This is a genomic window from Sphingobium sp. PNB (genome assembly GCF_019873065.1).
Classification (GTDB): domain Bacteria; phylum Pseudomonadota; class Alphaproteobacteria; order Sphingomonadales; family Sphingomonadaceae; genus Sphingobium; species Sphingobium fuliginis.
In genome coordinates this window covers 15,407-37,001 of sequence record NZ_JAINEZ010000055.1, presented here as the reverse complement: position 1 = coordinate 37,001, position 21,595 = coordinate 15,407, and the positions used below count along the sequence as shown (strand labels likewise).

Annotated in this window: 26 protein-coding genes; 9 read left to right on the top strand and 17 right to left on the bottom strand. The window is 67.0% G+C overall.

Annotation, left to right across the window (positions count from 1 at the left end; all coding sequences use genetic code 11):
• Positions 1-183 precede the first annotated feature (183 nt).
• The 10 genes from K7W03_RS17545 to K7W03_RS17500 all read right to left on the bottom strand — a co-directional run bounded on the left by K7W03_RS17545 (position 184) and on the right by K7W03_RS17500 (position 7,802).
• Entirely contained in the window at positions 184-579 is a 396-nt protein-coding gene (locus K7W03_RS17545; RefSeq protein WP_222886933.1) for a hypothetical protein, read from the bottom strand.
• A gap of 93 nt (positions 580-672) precedes the next feature.
• Entirely contained in the window at positions 673-1,257 is a 585-nt protein-coding gene (locus K7W03_RS17540; protein WP_044660179.1) for a hypothetical protein, read from the bottom strand.
• 24 nt (positions 1,258-1,281) lie between these two features.
• On the bottom strand, positions 1,282-1,848 hold the full coding sequence (locus K7W03_RS17535; protein ID WP_222886932.1) for a demethoxyubiquinone hydroxylase family protein: 567 nt from the start codon (positions 1,846-1,848) through the stop codon (positions 1,282-1,284).
• Positions 1,845-2,330: a disulfide bond formation protein B gene (locus tag K7W03_RS17530; protein ID WP_222886931.1), complete on the bottom strand. Its 486-nt coding sequence runs from the start codon at positions 2,328-2,330 to the stop codon at positions 1,845-1,847. The genes K7W03_RS17535 and K7W03_RS17530 overlap by 4 nt, the downstream gene beginning before the upstream one ends.
• Before the next feature lie 134 nt (positions 2,331-2,464).
• Positions 2,465-3,817, bottom strand: coding sequence for a S41 family peptidase (locus K7W03_RS17525; RefSeq protein WP_222886930.1), 1,353 nt, complete (start codon positions 3,815-3,817; stop codon positions 2,465-2,467).
• 80 nt (positions 3,818-3,897) lie between these two features.
• Positions 3,898-4,899: a nucleotidyltransferase family protein gene (locus K7W03_RS17520; RefSeq protein ID WP_222886929.1), complete on the bottom strand. Its 1,002-nt coding sequence runs from the start codon at positions 4,897-4,899 to the stop codon at positions 3,898-3,900.
• The gene (locus tag K7W03_RS17515) at positions 4,896-5,759 is read right to left on the bottom strand and encodes an HprK-related kinase A (protein WP_222886928.1); all 864 of its coding nucleotides are present in this window, start codon (positions 5,757-5,759) and stop codon (positions 4,896-4,898) included. The genes K7W03_RS17520 and K7W03_RS17515 overlap by 4 nt, the downstream gene beginning before the upstream one ends.
• Positions 5,756-6,037 carry an HPr-rel-A system PqqD family peptide chaperone gene (locus K7W03_RS17510; RefSeq protein WP_103001929.1) on the bottom strand — a complete coding sequence of 94 codons (282 nt, stop codon included), beginning with the start codon at positions 6,035-6,037 and terminating at the stop codon, positions 5,756-5,758. The genes K7W03_RS17515 and K7W03_RS17510 overlap by 4 nt, the downstream gene beginning before the upstream one ends.
• Positions 6,038-6,104: 67 nt before the next feature.
• Positions 6,105-7,289: a glycosyltransferase gene (locus K7W03_RS17505; RefSeq protein ID WP_222886927.1), complete on the bottom strand. Its 1,185-nt coding sequence runs from the start codon at positions 7,287-7,289 to the stop codon at positions 6,105-6,107.
• 96 nt (positions 7,290-7,385) lie between these two features.
• Complete coding sequence (locus tag K7W03_RS17500) at positions 7,386-7,802, bottom strand: hypothetical protein (RefSeq protein WP_222886926.1); 417 nt, start codon at positions 7,800-7,802, stop codon at positions 7,386-7,388.
• 98 nt (positions 7,803-7,900) lie between these two features.
• On the opposite strand from K7W03_RS17500, the gene K7W03_RS17495 reads away from it, so the two are divergent.
• The 7 genes from K7W03_RS17495 to phoB all read left to right on the top strand — a co-directional run bounded on the left by K7W03_RS17495 (position 7,901) and on the right by phoB (position 15,266).
• Complete coding sequence (locus tag K7W03_RS17495) at positions 7,901-9,157, top strand: ATP-binding protein (RefSeq protein WP_048577192.1); 1,257 nt, start codon at positions 7,901-7,903, stop codon at positions 9,155-9,157.
• A gap of 154 nt (positions 9,158-9,311) precedes the next feature.
• Positions 9,312-10,367 (top strand): substrate-binding domain-containing protein, encoded by a 1,056-nt coding sequence (locus tag K7W03_RS17490; protein WP_222886925.1) that lies wholly within the window; start codon positions 9,312-9,314, stop codon positions 10,365-10,367.
• A gap of 10 nt (positions 10,368-10,377) precedes the next feature.
• Positions 10,378-11,772, top strand: coding sequence for a phosphate ABC transporter permease subunit PstC (gene pstC / locus K7W03_RS17485; RefSeq protein ID WP_222886924.1), 1,395 nt, complete (start codon positions 10,378-10,380; stop codon positions 11,770-11,772).
• Positions 11,772-13,016 carry a phosphate ABC transporter permease PstA gene (gene pstA, locus K7W03_RS17480; protein ID WP_222886923.1) on the top strand — a complete coding sequence of 415 codons (1,245 nt, stop codon included), beginning with the start codon at positions 11,772-11,774 and terminating at the stop codon, positions 13,014-13,016. The genes pstC and pstA overlap by 1 nt, the downstream gene beginning before the upstream one ends.
• Before the next feature lie 74 nt (positions 13,017-13,090).
• Complete coding sequence (pstB, locus tag K7W03_RS17475) at positions 13,091-13,852, top strand: phosphate ABC transporter ATP-binding protein PstB (protein ID WP_044662773.1); 762 nt, start codon at positions 13,091-13,093, stop codon at positions 13,850-13,852.
• Positions 13,853-13,869: 17 nt separating this feature from the next.
• Positions 13,870-14,562, top strand: coding sequence for a phosphate signaling complex protein PhoU (gene phoU / locus K7W03_RS17470; protein ID WP_025548630.1), 693 nt, complete (start codon positions 13,870-13,872; stop codon positions 14,560-14,562).
• A gap of 2 nt (positions 14,563-14,564) precedes the next feature.
• Positions 14,565-15,266: a phosphate regulon transcriptional regulator PhoB gene (gene phoB / locus K7W03_RS17465; RefSeq protein ID WP_044660189.1), complete on the top strand. Its 702-nt coding sequence runs from the start codon at positions 14,565-14,567 to the stop codon at positions 15,264-15,266.
• Positions 15,267-15,304: 38 nt separating this feature from the next.
• On the opposite strand, the gene K7W03_RS17460 is transcribed toward phoB, so the two are convergent.
• The 7 genes from K7W03_RS17460 to K7W03_RS17430 form a co-directional block, all read right to left on the bottom strand.
• Positions 15,305-15,484 carry a Trm112 family protein gene (locus K7W03_RS17460; protein ID WP_044660190.1) on the bottom strand — a complete coding sequence of 60 codons (180 nt, stop codon included), beginning with the start codon at positions 15,482-15,484 and terminating at the stop codon, positions 15,305-15,307.
• Positions 15,481-16,089, bottom strand: a complete 609-nt coding sequence (locus tag K7W03_RS17455; protein ID WP_025548636.1) for an LON peptidase substrate-binding domain-containing protein — start codon at positions 16,087-16,089, stop codon at positions 15,481-15,483. Before K7W03_RS17455 ends, K7W03_RS17460 begins: the two co-directional genes overlap by 4 nt.
• Before the next feature lie 14 nt (positions 16,090-16,103).
• Positions 16,104-17,015, bottom strand: a complete 912-nt coding sequence (locus K7W03_RS17450; protein ID WP_222886922.1) for a tetratricopeptide repeat protein — start codon at positions 17,013-17,015, stop codon at positions 16,104-16,106.
• Between the two features lie 110 nt (positions 17,016-17,125).
• Positions 17,126-17,971 carry a MipA/OmpV family protein gene (locus tag K7W03_RS17445; protein WP_222886921.1) on the bottom strand — a complete coding sequence of 282 codons (846 nt, stop codon included), beginning with the start codon at positions 17,969-17,971 and terminating at the stop codon, positions 17,126-17,128.
• 71 nt (positions 17,972-18,042) lie between these two features.
• Positions 18,043-18,483, bottom strand: coding sequence for a DUF2141 domain-containing protein (locus K7W03_RS17440; protein WP_226870260.1), 441 nt, complete (start codon positions 18,481-18,483; stop codon positions 18,043-18,045).
• Positions 18,484-18,489: 6 nt separating this feature from the next.
• Positions 18,490-19,203, bottom strand: a complete 714-nt coding sequence (locus tag K7W03_RS17435) for a sterol desaturase family protein (RefSeq protein WP_222886920.1) — start codon at positions 19,201-19,203, stop codon at positions 18,490-18,492.
• 46 nt (positions 19,204-19,249) lie between these two features.
• Positions 19,250-20,140 carry a prephenate dehydratase gene (locus K7W03_RS17430; RefSeq protein WP_025548642.1) on the bottom strand — a complete coding sequence of 297 codons (891 nt, stop codon included), beginning with the start codon at positions 20,138-20,140 and terminating at the stop codon, positions 19,250-19,252.
• Between the two features lie 186 nt (positions 20,141-20,326).
• Between K7W03_RS17430 and K7W03_RS17425 the strand changes: the two genes are divergently transcribed.
• Positions 20,327-20,956 (top strand): c-type cytochrome, encoded by a 630-nt coding sequence (locus K7W03_RS17425; RefSeq protein WP_044660194.1) that lies wholly within the window; start codon positions 20,327-20,329, stop codon positions 20,954-20,956.
• Positions 20,957-20,989: 33 nt separating this feature from the next.
• The gene (locus K7W03_RS17420) at positions 20,990-21,574 is read left to right on the top strand and encodes a GNAT family N-acetyltransferase (RefSeq protein ID WP_222886935.1); all 585 of its coding nucleotides are present in this window, start codon (positions 20,990-20,992) and stop codon (positions 21,572-21,574) included.
• The last annotated feature ends 21 nt before the right edge of the window (positions 21,575-21,595 follow it).

Genomic DNA, 21,595 nt, shown 5'->3' with positions numbered 1-21,595 from the left:
AGACTCGCCGGACTAAGTGATTTGGGTGGTTTCCTTTCATTCCCCCTCCCGCCTGCGGGAGGGGGAATGAAAGGAAACCACCCAAATCACTTAGTCCGGCGAGTCTCGGATTCATCTATGTCGCCTAGAGCATTGTCCTCGGAAAATGCGACAAAACAAAAGCTTAGAGCAGATGGCGCGCGCTCAAGGCTCGCCCCTGGACTCCTGCATCCGCCGCTCCGCGAACCATTGCTCCAGCGCCTTGGCGGTGCAGCCGGTGAAGCCATTGCTGCCGATGGCGGAGCAACTGCCCGGCAGGGTCTGCCGCTGCACCTGCTCCATGGTCGCGACCTGGCTGCCCCAGCCGGGGCCGCCCGCCGGTTCAGGCTTTTCGCGCAACTTCTTGGGAATGCGATAGCGTTCGGATTCGGGCTTGCGGGCGCAGACGATGATCTCGTCGCCCTCGCCCTTGGGGCAAGGATCGTCGCCATAGACGATCAGGTTGAAGATTTTCTGCGGCGGCTCGGCATGGGCCGCGCCGCCGAAAGTCAGGGGAGCCAGCGCGACGGCGGCGAAGGAAAGGGCAGTGAGGAGACGCATCGATCCATAATCCTTGTTCGTCCCCTGTCCCGCCGGCCGGATTGCCCGGTTTCCGGCAGCCTTCTTCCAGACGCCGCGCCGCGGCAAATGCCGTCACTGCTGCGGCGGCGTTCCCGGTTGCGGTCCCTGCGCCGGAGCCGGCTGCTGTTGCTGGGCGGCACGGGCCTTTTCCTCCGCCACGGCCTGCGCCTCGATCGCCTTGCTTTCCGCGTCGATGGTGGAAAGGCGCCGGGTCCGTTCCGCCTCGACCAGATCCTTCCAGCTTGCATTGTCCGCGGCCTGCCGCTCCGCCTTGGCGAGGCGCGCCAGTTGCGCGAAGCAGCCGGTGGCCCCGCCGCCGCCCACCGGCGAGCAGCTTTCGGTGCCGCTGCGCCCGACATATTCCATCGACTTCACCCGTTCGCCCCATGCCTGATGGCTGGGCTGGTTCGGATCGCCGCGCAACGGCTCGGGAATGCGGTAGCGCTCCTCCTCGCCCTTGCGGGCGCAGACGACGATGTCGCTGCCCTGGCTCTGCGGGCAGGGATCGTCGCCATAGACGATGACCAGATTGACGCGTTCCGACCCCGCCTGCGCCGCGGTGGGCTGGTCCTGCGGAACGCTAGGCCCCTGTTGCGCCATGGCCGGGAAGGCAGCGCCCAGCGCAAGCATGGCGGCGATCAGGCGGGTCTTCATCATGCTTCTCCTCAGATACGCTTCGCCTTAGATATGCTTGGAAAGGGCGATGGCGGCACGACAGCCCAATCTGATGACGCCCGACAATAAGGGATAGACCGGAGCCTGCTCCGCCCCATGGGCGATGGCGGCGTCGCGATGCTCCACTTCCTCCGCCTGAAAATCCGCGATGACGGTGGAGAGTTCCGGATCGTCCTCCCCCAATTGCTCAAGCTGCTCGGCATAGTGCCGGTCGATTTCGGTCTCGATCGCGGCGGTGCAGGCCATGGCGGCGCGCGGGCCGATCGCCGCCGTCACCGCGCCCAGGGCGAAACCCGCCACGTTCCAGATCGGCTGCAGCGCCGTCGGACGCACGCCCCGGCGGGCGATCATCGCGTCGAAATGCTTGCGGTGCCGTTCCTCCTGCGCCGCCATGCCGGCGATGACGCGGGAATCAGGATGGCGGTCGCCCATGACGGCAAGCTGCCCGGCATAGATGCGGGTCGCACCGAACTCTCCCGCCTGGTCAACGCGCAGCATGGAGGCGCGCTGGGCGTCCGTCACCCGGCGGCCGGGCCGGGGGAAATCGGGACGCTGAGAATCTTTTGCGCTCATGCCTTGCTCCCTTTCCTGAGCAGCAGCACCAAGATGAGGAGCGCCGCCGCCGCCGACAAGAGGCCGTTATAGCCCGCCATCGAAATGCCGAACAGGCTCCACGGTGCGACGTCGCAGCGGGTGATCGGCGTCGCCATGATCTGGTTGAGGATGTCCGCCGAACTTCCCCCCGCCGGGCTGGTCGAGCAGGCGGTCAGCCCCTGCCACCAGCCATATTCGACCCCGGCATGGAACAGGCCGATGCCGCCCCCAATGCCGATAGCAAGGCCCGCAAGGCCGGTGAACAGCGCGCTGACGCAGGCCCTGCCCCGCGCCGCATAGGCGATCAGCGCCAGCGGGATCGCGGCCATATGGGCATAACGCTGCCACCAGCACATTTCGCACGGGTGCAGGCCGCCGAGATATTGGAAGGAATAAGCCCCCCCCAGCATGGCGACGGGAACGATCAGCGCCAATGCGCGGGCAAGGGGCAGGCTTTTCATGGCGTCCGCTTAAACCGTCCCGTGGCTTTCGTCATGCTGAACTTGTGAGGCGAAGGGGAACGGGGAAGGTCTATCCGCTTATATAACTTACTCCTGCGCAGGCAGGAGCAGGTTGGTTCGTGGGGCTTCCCTCCCTATCCGCGGGTCGCCGGCTTGCGGACGGGAGCGGCCTGAGCCACCGCCCCGCCCGGCTTTGCCGCCAGGCGCGCTATGGTCTTCAGCGCATAGTCGAGCTGGAAATCCTCGATCCCCTTCTTCTTCAGCTCCTCCGCCGTGGCGGCGAAGCGGGGATCGTCCTTGCTGTCCTCTTCCAGCGCCGCATTGTCGGTCTTGATCTCGTTGATCAGGTGCCGGCGCAGGTCGCTTTCCCGGAATTTCGGACGATTTTTGTAATCGGGGTCGCTAAGCTGCGGCACCCTGACATCGGGTTCGATCCCGCCTTCCTGCACGGAGCGGCCCGACGGCGTGTAATAGCGCGCCGTCGTCAGCTTGAGCGCCGTGGTGTTGCTGAGCGGCAGCATGGTCTGGACGCTGCCCTTGCCGAAGCTGCGTTCCCCCATCACCAGCGCGCGATGCTGGTCCTGCAGCGCGCCCGCGACGATTTCCGATGCGGAGGCGGAGCCCGCGTCCACCAGCACGATCACCGGCAGACCCCTCGCATCGTCGCCGGGCTTGGCATAATAGCGCTCGACATCGCCCTTGTTGCGGCCGCGCTGCGACACGATCTCGCCGCGTTCCAGGAAGGTGTCGCTGACCGACACGGCTTCGTCCAGCAGCCCGCCCGGGTTGGACCGCAGGTCGAGGATATAGCCGGTGGGCTTGCGGCCCAGCGACTTGTCGATGCTGCGGATCGCCTGGCGCACGTCGGCGCCGGTATTGGCCGAGAAGCTGACGATGTTGATGACGCCGATGCCGTTCTTCACCTCCCACTTCACCGGCTTCAACTGGATGATCTCACGCGTCAGGGTGAGGTCGATCGGCTTGTCGCGGCCGGGGCGGACGATGGTCAGCTTGATCTGCGTGCCCGGCGCGCCGCGCATCTTGTCGACCGCCTCGTCCAGCGTGCCGCCATAGATGAGCTGCCCGTCGAGATGGGTGATATAGTCGCCCGCCTTGATCCCCGCGCGCCAGGCCGGGGTATCCTGCGTCGGCGCGATCACCTTCACCGCGCCGTCCTCCTGCGTGACGGAAAGGCCAAGGCCGCCATAGCTGCCCTCGGTCTGGGTGCGGAGATTCTGGAAATCGCGGGCGTCGAGGAAGCTCGAATGCGGGTCCAGGCTGGCGAGCATGCCGTCGATGGCGCCCTTGATCAGCTTTTCGTCGTCGACCTTCTCGACATAGTCGCTGCGGACCTTCTGGAACACGTCCATGAACTCGTCGAGCGCCTTGTAGCTGCTTGCCTCCCCATCGGCGAGCGCCGCGGTGGTGGCAGGGATGAGCGCGAGCGCGCCAAGGGCGACGGCGCCCCGGAAGAAATTGGATTTCATGCGTGTCCTGAGTCCTGGCATCGAAAGGGCAATATAGGGCATTTCCGTGCAGACGCAAAAACCTTGGCTGGCGCCCCTTCCTAAACAGGCCGATGCCCCTTGCGCCATTTGGTGAACAGGTGCCGCGCCAGCATGGCGGGCGGCATTCTGAGCCAGTGGGAGCGCAGGTAGAAGGCGAAACGCAGCAGCCCGCGCCTTTCCCGTCCCCACCCGTCGCGCGTCAGCAGCCGGGCCTTGACGATCCGGTCCCGGAGCGTGAGCCGCGCCCCTTCGCCCCCCCCTCCACCATAAAGCGCCATGGCGAGCCGCCGCGCCTGCCGCACATGGGGCAGCAGGCCATGGTGCGCCGCCCGCGCCTCCAGCGCCGTCCCGTCGACGCCGTCGAGCAGGCAATATATGTCCCAGAGGTTGCGAAGCCCCCCGGCCAGATCGCCGTCGGCCAGCAGATGCGCCGCCGCGTGGCAGAGCCGGTCCTCGGGCGAGAGCATGGATAATTCGTTGGTGAGGGGAACCGCCTGCGCGATCATCGCCGCCGCGTCCGGCGTCTGCCGCGCCGTCAGCGGCAGGACGGTGTGATGCACGTCGATCATGCGGTCCCGCGCCGCGTGGATCATCGGCGGCAGCTCATGCATCCATCGCCGGTAATAGGCGTCGTCATAAGGGTCGTCCTTGACCCATTCCCATCCCGCGCCGATCAGCGCCCGTTCCACCCGATCCATCGCATCGCGCGGCACCAATATGTCGAGATCGCCGATGAAGCGCCCCTGCCCGGCGCGCAGCCCCGCCGCCGCATAGGCCGTGCCCTTGAGCAGCACGACCGGCACGTCCAGGCCGGCAAGCGCCTCTGCCGCGCGATCCGCCTCCCACAGGGCCTGCAGGGCTTCGCGCGCCGCATCCAGCCGGGCGTCCGCCAATATCGCGCCCACCGCCGGGGGCACGGGCCGCTCCCCCATCCGCAGGGCGAGCGTGCCGATCAGCCGCTCCGCCCTCGCCATGGCGATGAGGGCGTTCCACCCGTCCGCATCCAGCGCCGCCACCTCGTCAGGGTCGCGCAAAACGCGCACCAGCAGCCGGGCGCTCATGCCAGTTCCTCCCAGAGCCGCTCGACAAGGGCGATGGCTTCGTCGCCCGATGGAAAGTCGATGGCGCGCGCCGGGACATTCCCGACGAAACCGCTCAACGCCGCGAAGCCCGCTTCGCCCAGCGCGACATAGTTGGTCGATGCCTGGGTCAGCCGCATGAAGACCTCCCCCTGTCCGACCGGGCGCACGTCCGCTTCATGGCCGAAACGCGGGAACAGCAGCAGCGCGGGCGGCGCGCCCTCCGCCATCCGCCCGATCGCCTCTCTGCGCGGGATCAGGTGGCGAATGTCCCCCTTGGCCGTCCCGGCGAGCAGCGGCCCCATGCGCTCCGCCGGGGCTTCCGCCGCGAGGACGTCGATGGCGCGGTTCTTGAGCGAGACGAGGCGCGGAAAGGGAAAGATCGCCCCGGTTTCCAGGTCGAGCAGCGCGAACTCGTCGCCCATAAGCCGCCAGCCCCGTTCCCCCAGTTGCGCGGCCAGCGTCGACTTGCCGGAACCGGACTCGCCGGTCATCACCAGCGCCCGCCCGTCCTTTTCGACGCTGGAGGCATGGAGCAGCAGGTGCCGCCGCCAGCCGAGCGCCATTTGCAGGTTCATCCCCATTTCCGCCGCCAGCAGCCCATGGGCAAGGCTCATCGGCGCGGCGTCGGCCAGCCCATGATCGCCGGTGATGAAGATGGAGGGCCGGAACCAGCGCCGGAACGGCCCCGCAGGCTCCAGCCGCACGGTAAAATCGGCTATCGCGCCCGCCGGCATGGGATAATCGGCGTAGAGCCGCGCCAGCGCGTCCACCGGCTGGCGCCAGGCCGATCCGATGCGGAAGGTCGCCGGACCGATCTTCAGGGTCAGGGCATGGTTCACGCGATGCGGACCAGTCCAAGGGCGGCCAGTTCCGCCAGATGCGCCTCCACCAGCGGCAGGGCCTCCTCCGGCTCGCCCAGATCGTAAAGCTGGGCCAGCTGCCCGAGCACCTCGCCCGCCGTAAGCGCCGCGCCGTCATCCAGCGCCGCCAGGATCTCCGGCACCGGGGCGATCGCCATATGGGTCTGTCCCGACGGCCGGTGGTAGAGCAGCACCATATCCTCCAGCACGCAGGATGCGATGGCGTCCGGGCTGTCCTGGCAATAGCGGGCTGGCATGATCGCGAAACCTGGCCTTCGGATGGGAATGTCGCGCCATCCTTAAGACAAAGGGGTAGCCAAGTGCCTAACGCGACAGGCTATTTTGCGCGACGCCCCGCCACCGCATGCCACCGGATCGCGCCAGCCGGACAAAGGCCCGCAAATAGGCGTCGAGCGCGCTTTCGACGCCATGTTCCTTCACCGCCTCCGCCAGGCGCGCAGCCGGCGCGGGATGGTCGAGCGCCCAGAGGATTGCATCGGCAAAGGCATCGGCGTCGCCCACCGGCACCGGCGCATGCTGCCCCGCCGCGGCGAGCACCGGGCGGATATTTGGCGTCGAATCGGTCGCGACGACCCCCGTGCCGCAACCGAGCGCTTCGATGAGGGTCGCGACCAACCCTTCCCAGCGCGAGGGTTGCAGCAGCAGATCGGCATCCGCCATCAGGGCCGCCAGTTCCGCCGGATCACCGACGAAGCCCGGAAATTCGACCCGCCCGGCGATGCCAAGCCGCATGCAAAGCGCCTCCAGATCGCGGCGCAGCGGCCCCTGCCCGACGATCTTCAGGCGCCAGTCGAGATGCTTCAGCCGGGCGAGCGCCAGAAGCGCCGTCGCCTGGTCCTTCTGCTCGACCAGCCGCCCGACCATCAGGAAATGCCATGGGCCGCCGCCGGCTCTGGCTGCGCGCTGCCGCCGCAGCCGTTCCAGCAGCGGCGTGACCGTCGGGCGCGGCAGCAGCGTCACCTGCCGTCCCGCGAGCGGCCCGGCCTGCGTCAGCGTCATCCGGTCCGCCTCGCCCATCACGATGGTCATGGCGCTGGTCCGGGCGATGGCGCGGAAGCGGCTACGCCTGATCCAGGCGGACAGGCCGCGCTGGCCGGGGCGGACGATGGGGTTGGAAATCCGGCCGACCGCCCGCGTCGCCGTGCCCAGCGCCGCCAGCGCGCACAGCATGTTGCTCTGATTGCCCGCCGAATAGAGAATATCCGGGCGGAACCGCCGCACCATGGCGGCCAGCGCCGGGAATTGGGCGATCATCGACAGCCGCCGCGAAAAGGGCGGCGCCGGTACGCGGCGGACCGGCACGGCGGGATGGATGAGGCCCGCCACCGGGCCGTCCGTCCGCGTCATCCACAGTTCCACGTCCACGCCGCGCAGCCGCAGATGGTTGGCGAGCAGGATCGCCACCCGATCCAGCCCGCCATCGCCGGGTTCATAGAGGTAGATCGCGACCGAACAATCTTGTTTCACCCAATGGGGTGTATGGAACATGGGGTCGCCCTTGCTGCGCCTGACCGGATCGTCGAAGGCTCGACGCCGTCAACGCTGGCGAACCGTATAAGTTCGGGTGGAAATAAAGCCCTCGGCTCAGCGGGGCATTTGCAGCGATGCGTAGCAGGTGAAGCCGCTCGTCCCCGACTGAAGCCGCCGGATATAGTTCAGATAGGCCTGGTTCTGCTCATAGCTGGCGCCCGGCAGCCGGCCACCGCGCAGCGCCTGCCGGACCTGTTCCCCGCTGAAGTTCTTGCCGGCGGGGAAGGCGCCCTGCGTTCCCGCCGGCACCACCTGCCCGTTGGGCGCGATATAATTGCCGGCCCGGCCCTGTTCGGGAACGGGTATCGTGCAGTTGAGCACCGACGCGGCCGTGTTCGCCAGCGCCGGCCGGATGGATATGATCGCGGAGGCCGCGACGGCGCCGCCCATCAGCAACTGGCGGCGCGACGGCACGGCAAGGCCGTCGTCCTGCGACTCGGCTTCCTTCTGGGGGGGCAACGGCTCGCTCATGTCATCCTGATCCGCTATCGCGCTTGCCAAACTGTAAAAATTGCCGGCTACTGCGGCCCTCTTTGCAGCAAATGCGTCAAATTTCCAGCATGGTAACCATGAATCGCCTGACCGCTTCCCAGATCACCGCCTCGCTGGCCGTTCTGCTGCTCGGCACCGGGGGCGCGTTGATGATGGGCGCGGGGCCGCTCGACATCCTCCTGCCGGTGCTGGCGACGCTGCTGGTGCTCGTCATCTGCGCGGCCAGTCCGGACCGTCCGGAACCGGCCGTGTCGCCCCTGCCGGCGGAGGTTCCCGACATCATCGCCCATCCCGATGCGCGCGGCCTGCTGGAGGGCATAGCCGACCCGCTGATGCTGATCGAACGGGGCCGCATCATCGCCGCCAACCGCGCCGCGCAGCGGCTGCTGGGCGCGCATATCGAGGGGGAGGACGCCCGCATCGCCATCCGCCATCCCGCCGCTGCCGAACGGCTCGCCAGCCAGGCGCCGCTGGCCGAACCGGTCATGATCGAGCTGGTGGGCCTGGGCACCCGCGACCAGCGCTGGCAGATGCGGATCGCGCCGGTGGGGGAGGACGGCCATGTCCGGCGGCTGGTCCATCTGGCCGATCATAGCGGCGCACACGCGGCGGAGAAGATGCGCGTCGATTTCGTCGCCAATGCAAGCCATGAACTGCGCACGCCGCTGGCCGGCATATTGGGCTTCATCGAGACGCTGGCCGACCCCGATCTGGGCAAGGACGACGAAACGCGGCAGCGCTTCCTGAAGATCATGGACGGCGAGGCGCGGCGGATGCAGCGTCTGATCGACGACCTCATCTCCCTTTCCCGCATAGAGGCGGAGAAATATCGCCTGCCCGACAGCGCGGTCGACCTGTCCGGCCTGGTGGCCGAGGTGGTGGGCGTGTTCCGCACCAGCCATGGCGATCGCGGGCGGGAGGTGGAGATGGAGATCGCGCCCGGCCTGACCGACGTGCAGGGCGACCGCGCCCAACTGTCGCAACTGCTGCACAATCTGATCGGCAATTCGGTGAAATATGGCCGCGCGGGCACGCCGATCCACGTGTCCCTTTCCGACGGGCCGAGCGGCCTGTTGCGGCTGACCGTCGCGGATGAGGGCGAAGGCATCGGCCCCGATCACCTGCCACGCCTCACCGAACGCTTTTACCGCGTCGATTCGGGGCGCAGCAGGGCGGTGGGCGGCACGGGACTGGGGCTGGCCATCGTCAAGCATATCGTGGAGCGGCATCGCGGCCGGCTGGACATCGCCAGCGTGCTGGGCAAGGGCACCACCATCTCCATCCTGCTGCCCCGCTTCGCCGTCGAGGAAAAGGCCGTCGCGGCAAAGGCTTGATCAAAAAAAGACAGCGACAGGCCGGGCTTCCGCCGTCAATGTCATAAAAGTGCAATCCCATTGTCACAAAGGCGCGACGTACCGCGGCTACGGCGCGTGCCCAGAGGGGGGCGGCGAGAAGCGAATCGCGGCCTTTGACGAAGGAGATTACCCGGTGAAGCATTTCGCTCTGATGGCCGCGACCGCTGCGGCGGCACTCACTCTCTCAGGCTGCGGCCAGCAGTCCGGCGGCGGGGCCGGCGGCACCCGCGACCAGATCCGCGCGGTCGGCTCCTCCACCGTCTATCCCTTCGCCACCGCGATTGCCGAGATGTTCGTCCAGGGCAATCCCGGCATGAAGTCGCCCATCGTCGAATCGACCGGCACCGGCGGGGGCATGAAGCTGTTCTGCGCGGGCGTCGGCGCCCAGCATCCCGACATCGCCGACGCCTCCCGCCGCATGAAGAAGTCGGAATATGAGGACTGCCGGAAGAATGGCGTCAAGGACATCATCGAAATCCAGATCGGCGTCGACGGTCTGGCCTTCGCGGAATCGAAGAACGGTCCGGGCCTGAAGCTGACCCCGAAGATCGTCTATGAGGCGCTGGCCGCCAATCCCTATGGCAAGGGTCCGAACAAGGCCCAGAGCTGGAAGGATGTCGACCCGAGCCTGCCCGCCACGCCGATCAGCGTCTTCGGCCCCCCGTCCACCAGCGGCACCCGCGATTCGCTGGCCGAACTGATCCTGACCAAGGGTTGCGAGACCGACCCGGCGATGGAAGCGCTCAAGAAGAAGAATGAGGACGAGTTCAAGGCCACCTGCACCCGCGTCCGCGAGGACGGCAAATATGTGGATTCGGGCGAAAACGACAATCTGATCGTCCAGAAGCTGGGCGCCAATCCCAATGCGCTCGGCGTGTTCGGCTACAGCTTCCTGGAGGAAAACAAGGACACGCTGAAGGACGTTTCCATCAACGGCGTCGAGGCGACCTACGAAACCGTCTCCACCGGCCAATATCCCGGCGCGCGTCCGCTCTTCATCTATGTGAAGAAGGCGCATATGCAGGCCATTCCGGGCCTTCAGGCCTATCTCAACACCTTCGCCGCGAACTGGGACCCGAACGGCGCGCTGACCAAGCGCGGCATGGTCGCGGCGCCGGAAGGCGTGCGCAAGGCGAGCGCCGAGACCGTCAAGTCGCTGGCCGTGCTCGACGGTTCGCAGCTCAAATAAGACAGGCGATATGACAGGTCCCGCAATCCTTCTGCTGCTCGCCGGTCTGGGCGCGATCGCCTGGGTCAGTGCCCGCGCCCGCGCGCTGCGGCTGCAAAGCGCGGCGCGGGCTTCGGGCCGACGCGATGCCGTGCACAGCCTGCCGGGCTATCACGGCTGGTATGTCGCGCTCTGGACGCTGGTGCCCGCCGGCATCTTCCTGGCGGTCTGGGCCAATGTCGCGCCCGGCCTCGTCACGCAGGACGTGCTGGGCAGTCCGGCGGCGCAGAGCCTGCCCGCCGACGATTTCTCGCGCTCCGCCATATTGGGCGAGGCGCGGGCGATCGCCACAGGGATGCAGGCGGGGGCGTTCAATCCGCTCTCGCAGGGCCTGGTCGAACCCTATAGGGATGCCATCGGCAAATATGGCATGGCGGGCGCGGCGCTCGCGATCATGCTGGCCTTTGCCGGGGGCGCCTATGCCTTCACCCGCGTCCGCCCCGATTTCCGGGCGCGCACGCGGGTCGAGCGGCTGGTGATGGCGACCCTGCTGATCGCATCGCTGCTGGCGATCATCACGACGCTGGGGATCGTCGCGTCGCTGCTGTGGGAAAGCTTCCGCTTCTTCTCTATGGTCAGCCCCGTCGATTTCCTGTTCGGCGCGAAATGGAGCCCGCAATCAGCGGCGCTCGGCTATGGCAATGACGACGCCTTCGGCGCGGTGCCGCTCTTCTGGGGGACGATCTTCATCGGCGCGATCATCGCCATGGCCGTCGCCATCCCGCTGGGCCTGATGAGCGCCATCTACCTGACCCAATATGCCAGCCCCACCTTCCGCAAGTGGATGAAGCCGATATTGGAGGTGCTGGCGGGCGTGCCGACGGTCGTCTACGGCTATTTCGCGGCGCTCACCATCGCCCCGGCCCTGCGGGATTTCGCGGTCATGATCGGCATCCACGGCGCCTCTTCGGAAAGCGCGCTAGCGGCGGGACTTGTGATGGGCGTGATGATCATTCCCTTCGTCTCCTCCATGGCGGACGACAGCATCGCCGCCGTGCCGCAGTCGATGCGCGACGGCAGCCTGGCCATGGGCGCCACCACCAGCGAGACGATCCGCCGCGTGCTGATCCCCGCCGCGCTGCCCGGCGTGGTCGGCGGCGTGCTGCTGGCCGTCAGCCGCGCCATCGGCGAGACGATGATCGTGGTGATGGCGGCGGGTCTGGCGGCCAACCTCACCTTGAACCCCTTTGCCAGCGTGACCACGGTGACGACGCAGATCGTCCAGCTTCTGACCGGCGACCAGGAATTCGACAGCGCCAAGACGCTGGCGGCCTTTGCTTTGGGGCTGGTGCTGTTCATCGTCACGCTGCTGCTCAACATCGTGGCCCTGCGGGTCGTGAAGAAATATCGCGAGGCTTACGAATAATGAGTGCCGAACGCCTTCCCACCGACTGGAAGTCGGACGCGATGCGCCGGCGGATCGCCCGTCGCTATGCGTCGGAACGCCGCTTCAAGGCGGCGGGCCTGCTCGCCGTCGCGCTCTCCGCCGCGTTCCTCGCCTTCCTGCTGTTCAGCATGCTGGGCAACGGCCTGCGCGGCTTCACCCGGACGGAAATCGCGGTGAAGGTCGACTTCCCCGCCTCCCCGCTGCTGCTCGACCCCAATGCCATCACGGATCAGGCGCTCGCCAATGCGAACCTGCCGATGGTGACGGCGGCGGTTGTGAAGAAGGCGCTGGGCGCGGATGCCGAGGAATGGGTGTCGCCCACCGCCTGGACCGTGCTGCGCGACGCGATCAAGGCCGATCCGAAGATCCTCGCCCGGACCGTGACGGTCAAGCTGCCCGCCGCCACCGCCATCGACCTTGCCGCCAAGAGCAACGGTTCGCCCGAGGCGGAAGCGGCGGTGGCGCGGCTCGACAAGGCGGGCCTGCTGACGACCGGCATCAACTGGGGATTCCTGACCGCGAGCGACGGCACCGATCCGACGCAGGTCGGCATCTGGGGCGCGTTCAAGGGATCGCTGCTGACCATGCTGGTGACGCTGGCGCTGAGCTTCCCGGTGGGGGTCGCGACGGCCGTCTATCTGGAGGAATATGCGCGCAAGAACTGGCTGACCGACATCATCGAAGTGTCGATCAACAATCTGGCCGCTGTCCCCTCCATCATCTTTGGGCTGCTGGGCCTGTCGATCTTTCTGAACTTCCTGGCGCTGCCGCGTTCGGCGGCGCTGGTCGGCGGCATGACGCTGGCGCTGATGACCATGCCGGTCATCGTCATCGCGGGCCGCAACGCCATCAAGTCGGTGCCGCCCAGCATCCGCGACGCGGCGCTGGGCATAGGCGCCAGCCCGGTGCAGGTGGTGTTCCACCATGTCCTGCCGCTGGCCCTGCCCGGCATCCTGACCGGCACCATCATCGGCATGGCCCGCGCGCTGGGCGAGACCGCGCCGCTGCTGATGATCGGCATGCGCGCCTTCATCGCCACGCCGCCGGGCGGAATTGCTGACCCGGCGACCGTGCTGCCGGTGCAGATTTTCCTCTGGTCCGACGAAGTGTCCAAGGGCTTCGTCGAAAAGACCTCCGCCGCCATCATCGTCCTGCTGGTCTTCCTGCTCGCGATGAACGGCATCGCCATCTACCTGCGCAACAAGTTCGAAAGGCGGTGGTGACCGCGATGACAGCCATGATGCATGAACAACAGACGCCGGCCCCTGCGGGCGAAACCAGGATGCCGGAAACGAAGATGACAGAAACCAAGATGACGGCCCGCGACGTCAAGGTCTTCTATGGCGAGAAGCAGGCGATCAAGGGCGTGTCGATCGATGTCGACATGGACAATGTCACCGCCTTCATCGGCCCGTCGGGCTGCGGCAAGTCGACCTTCCTGCGGACGCTCAATCGCATGAACGATACGGTCGCCTCTGCGCGGGTGGAAGGCACGATCACGCTGGACGGCGAGGACATCTACGCCCCCAGCATGGACGTGGTGCAACTGCGCGCCCGCGTCGGCATGGTGTTCCAGAAGCCCAACCCCTTCCCCAAGTCGATCTATGAAAATATCGCCTATGGCCCGCGCATCCATGGCCTTGCCCATGCGAAGGCGGACCTGGACGTGATCGTCGAGAAATCGCTGCGCCGCGCCGGCCTGTGGGACGAGGTGAAGGACCGCCTGCATGACAGCGGCACCGCGCTTTCGGGCGGGCAGCAGCAGCGCCTGTGCATCGGCCGCGCCATCGCCGTCGAACCGGAAGTGATCCTGATGGACGAGCCCTGCTCGGCGCTGGACCCCATCGCGACGGCGAAGATCGAGGAACTGATCCACGAACTGCGCGGCCGCTACGCCATCGTGATCGTGACCCACAATATGCAGCAGGCCGCCCGCGTGTCGCAGCGGACCGCCTTTTTCCATCTGGGCGAGCTGGTCGAATATGGCGTGACGTCGGACATCTTCACCAATCCCCGGCAGGAACGGACAAAGGATTACATCACCGGACGCTACGGCTGATCCGGGGGAGGAAAGACATGGCAGAACATACGATCAAGGCGTTCGACCAGGAAATGGACAAGCTCCGCGGTCTGATCGCGGAAATGGGCGGTCGCGCGGAATCCGCCATTGAGAAGGCGATGCTCGCGCTGCAACGCCATGACAAGGTGCTGGCGGCGGAGGTCGTGGCGGAGGACAAGCGCATCGACGCGATCGAGGCGGAGGTCGAGAAGCTCGCCATCGAGATCATCGCCCTGCGCGCGCCGATGGCCAACGACCTGCGCGACGTGATCGCCGCGCTGAAGATCGTCGGCGTGGTCGAGCGGATCGGCGATTATGCCAAGAACATCGCCAAGCGCGTGCCGCTGATCGCCGCCAACCAGCGGACGCAGGAGCCGATCGCGCTTCTTCCCTCCATGGGCCAGGTCGCGGGCGAGATGGTGCAGGATGCGCTGAACGCCTTTGCCGCGCGGGATGCCGACCTGGCCGTCGCGGTGGTGGAGCGCGATACGGTGGTCGACGATTTCTACAACAGCGTCTTCCGCACGCTCGTCACCTTCATGGTCGAAAATCCCAAGACGATCAGCGAATGCGCGCATCTGCTGTTCATCGCCAAGAATATCGAACGGATCGGCGACCATGCCACCAATGTGGCGGAGATGGTCTATTATGCCGCCACCGGCCAGACCCTGCCCGACCGCGAACGCGGCGGCGCGGCGGCGGAGGGCTGAGCATGGCGCGGGCCAAGATGCTGTTGGTGGAGGATGACGCGGCGCTGGCCGAACTGCTCATCTGGCATTTCAAGCGCGAGGATTTCGAGGTCGCGCACACCGTCGACGGGGAGGAAGCGCTGCTTCTGGCGCAGGAGAATGTGCCCGACATCGTGCTGCTCGACTGGATGGTGGAAAGCCTGTCGGGCATAGAGGTCTGCCGCCGCCTGCGCCGCATGAACGGCACGGCCAACGTCCCGATCATCATGCTGACCGCACGCGGCGAGGAGGAGGATCGCGTGCGCGGGCTGGAAACCGGCGCGGACGATTATGTGACCAAGCCCTTTTCGCCCCGCGAACTGGTGGCGCGCGTCGGCGCGGTGCTGCGCCGCGTGCGCCCGGCGCTGGCCGGCGAGACGCTGACCTTCGCGGATGTCGAGATGGACACGGTCGGCCACAAGGTCCGACGCGGCGGTCAGGTGATCCCGCTCGGTCCCACGGAATTCCGGCTGCTGAAGCATTTCCTGGAGCATCCCGGCTGGGTCTTCTCCCGCGAGCGGCTGCTGGACAGCGTCTGGGGGCAGGACAGCGACATCGAACTGCGCACGGTGGACGTGCACATCCGGCGATTGCGCAAGGCGATCAACGCGGACGGCCGCTATCACGACATCATCCGCACAGTGCGTTCAGCGGGCTATGCGCTGGATACGGACGGGGTCGCGTAAAAGGCGGTCGCGGACAGATGGGGTCCGGCAGCGGTTCGTCACCCCGCTATGGACCGCGCCTCCCGCACGACCAGCACCGGGACGCCGTCGCGCACCGGAAAGGCGAGCCCCGCCGCCTCGGACAGCAATTCGCCCTGTTCCGCATCCCAGCGCAGGGGCGTGCGCGTCACCGGGCAGACCAGCTTCGCGAGCAGCGCCGGATCGATCCTGCCGCTCATTGCATCGTCGCCCCGCCGTCGCGTTCGATCCGCCCGACGATCTGCATCAGCTGGATGATCCGGTCGGCCCGTTCGCCCAGCGTATCCGCCTCCAGCAGGGTCTGCTTGGCCGCCGGATCGAAGGGCACGATCTGCGCGATCCCGTTCACCAGCGCCATGTCGTCGAGCCGCGACACCGCCGTCCAGTCGACCACATAGCCCAGCGCATCGGCAAAGCGCCGCGATTCCTGCTCCAGCGCCGCCCGCTCCACGGCGGAGAGGATTTCATCCTCTTGCGCAATGGGCTCCACATCCGCCTCGATCTGGCGAAAGGCGGTGGGGACGTCCAGTTCCCGCACCACACGAAAGCGCGCAAGCCCCTTCAGCAGGATGTTGTACCGGCCGCCCTCCAACGCCTCGATATGGGTGATGTGGCCCAGGCAGCCCACATCGAACAGCGCGGGCTTGGTTCCTTCCTCCCGCGGCTGGATCATGCCGATGCGCCGGTCCCGCGCCATGGCGTCATGGATCATCGCCTGATAGCGCGGCTCGAAGATATGGAGCGGCAGTTCCATGCCCGGCAGCAGCAGCGCGCCCGGCAGGGGAAAGATCGAGACGCGCGACATGACGCCTGCGCCGGTCAGGAAAACAGGATCTGGGAAAGCTTGCGCCGCTGCCCCGCGACCCAGGGATCTTCCAGCCCCGTCGCCTCGAAAAGCTTGAGGAGCTGCGCCCGCGCCGCGCCGTCATTCCACGCCCGGTCGCGCCGAACCAGTTCCAGCAACTGCTCCGCCGCTCCATCGCGGTCGCCATTGGCCATCAGGCCGTTCGCCAGTTCGAAGCGCGCCTCATGATCGTCCGGATCGGCGGCGACCTTCGCCTCCATACCCGACAGGTCAGCCACCGGCCGGGCATCGCGCGCCAGCGCAATGGCGGCGCGTGCGCGCTCCACCGCCTGGTCCTTGGCCACATCGGCGGGCAGAGCGGCCAACGCCGCTTCGGCTTCGTCGAACTGTCCCAACGCGACCAGCGCCCGCGCCGCGCCCGAAGCCACATCGGCATTGTCGGGCAGCATCTGATCGATCTGCCGGAACACGGACAGCGCCCGCTCCGCTTCGCCCCCGGCCAGCAATTCCTCGCCCATGGCGATCAGGGGCGCAATCTCCTCCAGCTGCGCCTTCTCCTCCGATTCGATCGGCAACTGGCCCAGCAACTGGTCGAGATATTGCTTGAACTGCCCCTCGGTCCGCGCCTGGCTGAGGTCGGCCACCGGCTGGCCCTGGAACACGGCATAGACGGTGGGGATCGACTGGACGCGGAACTGGGCGGCGATGAACTTGTCCTCATCGACGTTGATCTTGACCAGCTTGACGCCCTTGGCCGCATAGTCGGCGCAGACCTTCTCGAGCACGGGCGCGAGCTGCTTGCAGGGGCCGCACCATTCGGCCCAGAAATCGACGATCACCAACTGGGTGCGCGAAGGATCCACCACATCGCGGCGGAAAGCCTCCACCGATGCCTTGTCGGCCTCGCTCAGTCCAAGGGTCGCCACTTCTCTTATCTCCTGCTGCAAACGCGGTTGCCAAGCCGCCCTCATACAGCGCCTTATGTGGGGCGTCACCCCATAGGAACAAGGGAGATCGGCCGGGGATCAGCCAGAGATCAAAAGGTGTAGCCGACGCCGATCGCGCCGATCCACTGATTCCGGGAGCCCGCGACGGACACGATGGGCGAGGCGGCATAGTCGCCCAGGATCCGCGAATAGCTGGCCGCGGCGAAGATCGCCCAGCCATGGCGCAGGTCGCCCGACAGCGACTTGCCGCCCGCCAGGCTGAAATTCACCTTCTTGAACCCCGAACCATCGCCTGCCCCGCCATAGGCCGGCAACCCCGATGCGGCGGCGGCCGCCGGATCGACGTCATAATAATAGCGGCCATATTTCCTGCCGACATAGTCCGCCGACACGCCCAGCCCGACGAAGGCCGTCTGCGACAGCGGCGTCATATATTCCACCGCGGGCGTGATGACATAGCTGCCATGCGCGCCCGCCACATCCCTGGTCACGGCGACGCGCGCCGACAGATTGTCATAGGCGCTGGTGATCACCCCGGTCTTGCCGATGCCGACGAAGCCGCCGACCTCCACCGCGATGTCGCGCTTGCCCAGCAGGCGCACGGCATCGTCCTTGATGTTCCTGCGGCTCGACCGGTCGAAGCGGACGTTGACCACCGGGCCCAGTTCGAAGTCGACGCCGTCGGGATCGCTGTTGGGGATCGCGTCGACATAAAGGCCCGGACCGCGCGTCCAGAAGGCGAAGTCCTTCACCTTGCCGCGAAGCTGCGGGATGGGCAGCACGCGATAGTCGTCGGACCCTTCATAGCTCGGCACGGCGGCCACGCCCACGCCGATGGTCAGGCTGCTGCGATCCTCCTGCTGGGCGAAGGCCGATGGCGCAAGGCAAAGGGCCGCGACGGCGAACGCCGCGGAAAGGCGACAGCGATGATGCATGATGACCCTGTTCAAAGAGATTGTCGGGCAAGATAATGTTTTTACGGCATTACCGTTCCGCACCGCGACATTCAGAGGAAATATTTGACCCTGATGTCCTGCCGCACCGCCGCCCCCGCCATGGCGAACTGCGCCGAGCGGAAGCTGGGCGCGCCGAAGCGGATCGCCGGATTGCGCGAAAAGCCCACCCCCTCGCGCGGAATGCCGGCCAGCGTGTCCAGCTTGCCATTGCCATTCTCGTCATGAATGATGGCGATCGCATAGGTTCCCGGCTCCATCCGGCCGAGGGGCACGACGCCGGCGGTCGCGGGGACGGTGAAATGCCGCCCGTCCGGATCGCCCCGGCAATCGGGGAAATGGTCCGCCTGCCGCGTCACGCAGATCAGGAAATTGCCCCTGGAGGACCGCAGGCCCTGCACGTCCATGCTGAGCGGCTGCGCCTGGTCGGCCACCGCCGCGCCCATGACCAGCGGGACCGCCGCCATCATCGCTGCCCTGCCCTTCACGCCCATCCTTCCCTAAAAATGGCCCAATCCCCTGTCGGTCCCGCACAGCCGGTCCCAGACGCGGAAATACAGGCCGTAATTGCACGCATATTGTTCATGATGCCGCTGGTGATGGCTGGCGGTGATCAGCCAGCGGCCGGCCCGGCCCTGCACCATCCAGCGCGGAAACATTTCCCATCCCATATGGTTGCTGACGCCCATCACCGTCATGATCGTCAGCACCACGCCCAGCGCGCCGACATGGATCGGAATCAGGAAGACCAGCGCCGGGATCACCACCGCGCCGGTCACCGCCTCCCATGGATGGAAGCTCATCGCGGCCCAGGCCGTCGGCGGGCGGCTGGCATGATGCACGGCGTGGGCGATCCGGAACAGGCGCGGCCGGTGCATCCAGCGGTGGGTCCAGTAGAACCAGGCGTCATGGGCCGCAAGGTAAAGCAGCACGGACAGCGGCAGATACCAGAGGGGGAAGGCATGGACGTCGGCATAGACCCGCGTCCAGCCATGCGCCTGCCAGCCCCAGGCGACGATGCCCGCCGGCACGCCGTAGATCAGTGCGGAGGCCAGCGACCAGGCGATTTCCCGCCGGACCTGCCGGTCCAGCCCGGCATAGAGGCCCGGCCTGCGATAACGGGTCGCCAGCGCGAAGGCGCCGCTCGCCAGCAGATAGCGCACGCCCACGATCACGCTCATGGCAAGGGCCGACAGAAGGATCGCGGTGAACATCGCCCCGACCATAAGCGGTCTGGAGCCCGCCGTCACGCCCGGGCGCTCAGGTGCGCGGCCGCGCCTGCCGGTAGCTGCCGAGTATCCGCACCCATTTGGTGTGGAATTCCAGCTCCGCCAATGCCCGGTCGATGGCCGGATCGCCCGGCATCCCCTCTATGTCGCAATAGAATTCCGTCGCGGCGAAGCTGGCGCCGCGCTGATAGCTTTCCAGCTTCGTCATGTTGACGCCATTGGTGGCGAAGCCGCCCATCGCCTTGTAGAGCGCGGCCGGGATATTCTTCACCTCGAACAGGAAGGTGGTCATCACCGGGCCCACCCCCGCCGCCGGCATCTTCGGCTCACGCGAGAGCACCAGGAAGCGCGTCATATTGTCGGCGCTGTCCTCGATATTCTCCGCCACCAGCCGCAGGCCGTAGAGTTCCGCCGCCAGATAGGGGGCGATGGCCCCTTCCCCGGCCACCCGCGTTTCCGCGACCAGCGCCGCCGCGCCCGCCGTGTCGGCATAGCTGACCGGCTGGATGCCGCGTTCCCGCAGATAATGGCGGCACTGGCCCAGCGCCTGCGGGTGGCTGACCGCGCTTTTGACGGGGGTGCTGTCGACCGCCATCAGGCAGTGCCGGATGCGCAGGAAATATTCGTCGACGATATGCAGCCCGGATTCGGGCAGCAGGAAATGCATGTCGGCCACGCGGCCATGCAGGCTGTTCTCGATCGGAATGATCGCCCGCGCGGCGCGCCCTTCCCGGACCGCATCGATCGCATCCTCGAACGCGAAACAGGGCAAGGGAACGCAATCGGGCGCATAATCCAGCGCCGCCAGATGCGAATTGGCGCCCGGCGCGCCCTGGAAGGCGACGGCGCGAACGGGATCGACGGCGGCCTTCGCGGCGAGGTCCGCGACCAGATCGCGGGCGGGGGCGGGATAGTTTTCCATGGGCGCCTGCGCGCTTATTCACTTCATCGCGCCCGCGCAAGCATCCTCTCCGGCCGCAAAGCCATGAAAAGCGTGCGCGATCCCGTTCAAGGCCGCTTGCACGTTCGCGCTTGCGCCATTATGGCAGCGCGCTAGAGGGGACGCGAACCAAGCGGCCAGAACAGAAATCCAGGGGAATCCGAGCGAATGGGCGATCGTTTCAACACCGCTGCCGGTTGGGCTTTGTTCGCGGGTATCATCGCACTGGGCGGTGCCATCGTCAGTTCCAAATTCTTCCATGAGGAACGGCCCGAGAAAATGGGCTACGCCATCGAGGGCGTCGAAGCGGAAGGCGAAGGCGGCGCGGCCAGCGGCCCCGGCCTCAACACCCTGCTCGCCAGCGCGGACGTCGCGGCGGGCGAGAAGGTGTTCGCCAAGTGCGCGGCCTGCCACACCGTCAACCAGGGCGGCGCCAACGGCATCGGCCCGAATCTCTACGCCACGGTCGGGGAACCGATCGGCCAGGGCAAGGGCGGCTTTGCCTTCTCCGACGCGCTCAAGAGCAAGGGCGGCAACTGGACCTTCGAGAATCTCGATCACTGGCTGACCTCCCCGCGTGAATTCGCGCCGGGCACCAAGATGACCTTCGCCGGTCTCGGCAACCCGGCCGACCGCGCGAACCTGATCGCATGGCTGAACACCCAGGGTTCGAACCTGCCGCTGCCCGCCGCCGATGCGGCTCCGGCAGCCGGCGGCGACAATGCCGCGGCCGAGGGTGGCAATGCCGCCGCCAATGCGGCAGAGGCGCCCGCCGCCAACGCCGCCGCCAGCGAGTAAGAACTGGACAGCGAACCCATTCGGGTCGATGATCTGACGGGCGCGGCCTTGCTGGCCGCGCTCGACGCCTTGGCGGACCTGCGCATTACGGTCTTCCGCGCCTTTCCCTACCTCTATGACGGGTCGGGCGAAGCGGGCCGCGCCTATGAGCGCGATTATCTCACCGCCTATGCGAACAGCCCCGGCGCGCTGATCGCCGGGGCTTTCGCGGGCGACCGGCTGGTCGGCGCCGCCACCGCCGCTCCCATGGCCGACCATGCCGCGGAATTCGCCGCTCCTTTCCGGGCATGCGGCATGGACATCGGCCAAATCTATTATTTTGGCGAATCGGTGCTGCTGCCGGAATGGCGCGGGCGCGGCATCGGCCACGCCTTTTTCGACCGGCGGGAGGCCAAGGCGCGGGAACTGGGATTCGCCATGACCAGCTTCTGCGCGGTGATTCGCTCGCCGGATCACCCTGCCCGCCCCGCCGGCTATGCCCCGCTCGATCCCTTCTGGCGCGCGCGCGGCTATGCCCCGGTCGAGGGGCTGATCGGCCATTTCGACTGGAAGGATCTGGGCGACGACGCGGAAAGCCGCCATCCCATGCAATTCTGGGTGAAGCGTCTCATGGCCTGACGGGCGCGCTCGTCTGCCGCT

Bases quoted from the DNA above. Each gene is read 5' to 3' on its own strand.
- K7W03_RS17545 (WP_222886933.1), bottom strand. From the start codon at position 579: ATGCGTCTCCTCACTGCCCTTTCCTTCGCCGCCGTCGCGCTGGCTCCC.
- K7W03_RS17540 (WP_044660179.1), bottom strand. From the start codon at position 1,257: ATGATGAAGACCCGCCTGATCGCCGCCATGCTTGCGCTGGGCGCTGCC.
- K7W03_RS17535 (WP_222886932.1), bottom strand. From the start codon at position 1,848: ATGAGCGCAAAAGATTCTCAGCGTCCCGATTTCCCCCGGCCCGGCCGC.
- K7W03_RS17530 (WP_222886931.1), bottom strand. From the start codon at position 2,330: ATGAAAAGCCTGCCCCTTGCCCGCGCATTGGCGCTGATCGTTCCCGTC.
- K7W03_RS17525 (WP_222886930.1), bottom strand. From the start codon at position 3,817: ATGAAATCCAATTTCTTCCGGGGCGCCGTCGCCCTTGGCGCGCTCGCG.
- K7W03_RS17520 (WP_222886929.1), bottom strand. From the start codon at position 4,899: ATGAGCGCCCGGCTGCTGGTGCGCGTTTTGCGCGACCCTGACGAGGTG.
- K7W03_RS17510 (WP_103001929.1), bottom strand. From the start codon at position 6,037: ATGCCAGCCCGCTATTGCCAGGACAGCCCGGACGCCATCGCATCCTGC.
- K7W03_RS17505 (WP_222886927.1), bottom strand. From the start codon at position 7,289: ATGTTCCATACACCCCATTGGGTGAAACAAGATTGTTCGGTCGCGATC.
- K7W03_RS17500 (WP_222886926.1), bottom strand. From the start codon at position 7,802: ATGAGCGAGCCGTTGCCCCCCCAGAAGGAAGCCGAGTCGCAGGACGAC.
- K7W03_RS17495 (WP_048577192.1), top strand. From the start codon at position 7,901: ATGAATCGCCTGACCGCTTCCCAGATCACCGCCTCGCTGGCCGTTCTG.
- pstC (WP_222886924.1), top strand. From the start codon at position 10,378: ATGACAGGTCCCGCAATCCTTCTGCTGCTCGCCGGTCTGGGCGCGATC.
- pstA (WP_222886923.1), top strand. From the start codon at position 11,772: ATGAGTGCCGAACGCCTTCCCACCGACTGGAAGTCGGACGCGATGCGC.
- pstB (WP_044662773.1), top strand. From the start codon at position 13,091: ATGACAGAAACCAAGATGACGGCCCGCGACGTCAAGGTCTTCTATGGC.
- phoU (WP_025548630.1), top strand. From the start codon at position 13,870: ATGGCAGAACATACGATCAAGGCGTTCGACCAGGAAATGGACAAGCTC.
- phoB (WP_044660189.1), top strand. From the start codon at position 14,565: ATGGCGCGGGCCAAGATGCTGTTGGTGGAGGATGACGCGGCGCTGGCC.
- K7W03_RS17460 (WP_044660190.1), bottom strand. From the start codon at position 15,484: ATGAGCGGCAGGATCGATCCGGCGCTGCTCGCGAAGCTGGTCTGCCCG.
- K7W03_RS17455 (WP_025548636.1), bottom strand. From the start codon at position 16,089: ATGTCGCGCGTCTCGATCTTTCCCCTGCCGGGCGCGCTGCTGCTGCCG.
- K7W03_RS17445 (WP_222886921.1), bottom strand. From the start codon at position 17,971: ATGCATCATCGCTGTCGCCTTTCCGCGGCGTTCGCCGTCGCGGCCCTT.
- K7W03_RS17440 (WP_226870260.1), bottom strand. From the start codon at position 18,483: ATGGGCGTGAAGGGCAGGGCAGCGATGATGGCGGCGGTCCCGCTGGTC.
- K7W03_RS17435 (WP_222886920.1), bottom strand. From the start codon at position 19,203: ATGTTCACCGCGATCCTTCTGTCGGCCCTTGCCATGAGCGTGATCGTG.
- K7W03_RS17430 (WP_025548642.1), bottom strand. From the start codon at position 20,140: ATGGAAAACTATCCCGCCCCCGCCCGCGATCTGGTCGCGGACCTCGCC.
- K7W03_RS17425 (WP_044660194.1), top strand. From the start codon at position 20,327: ATGGGCGATCGTTTCAACACCGCTGCCGGTTGGGCTTTGTTCGCGGGT.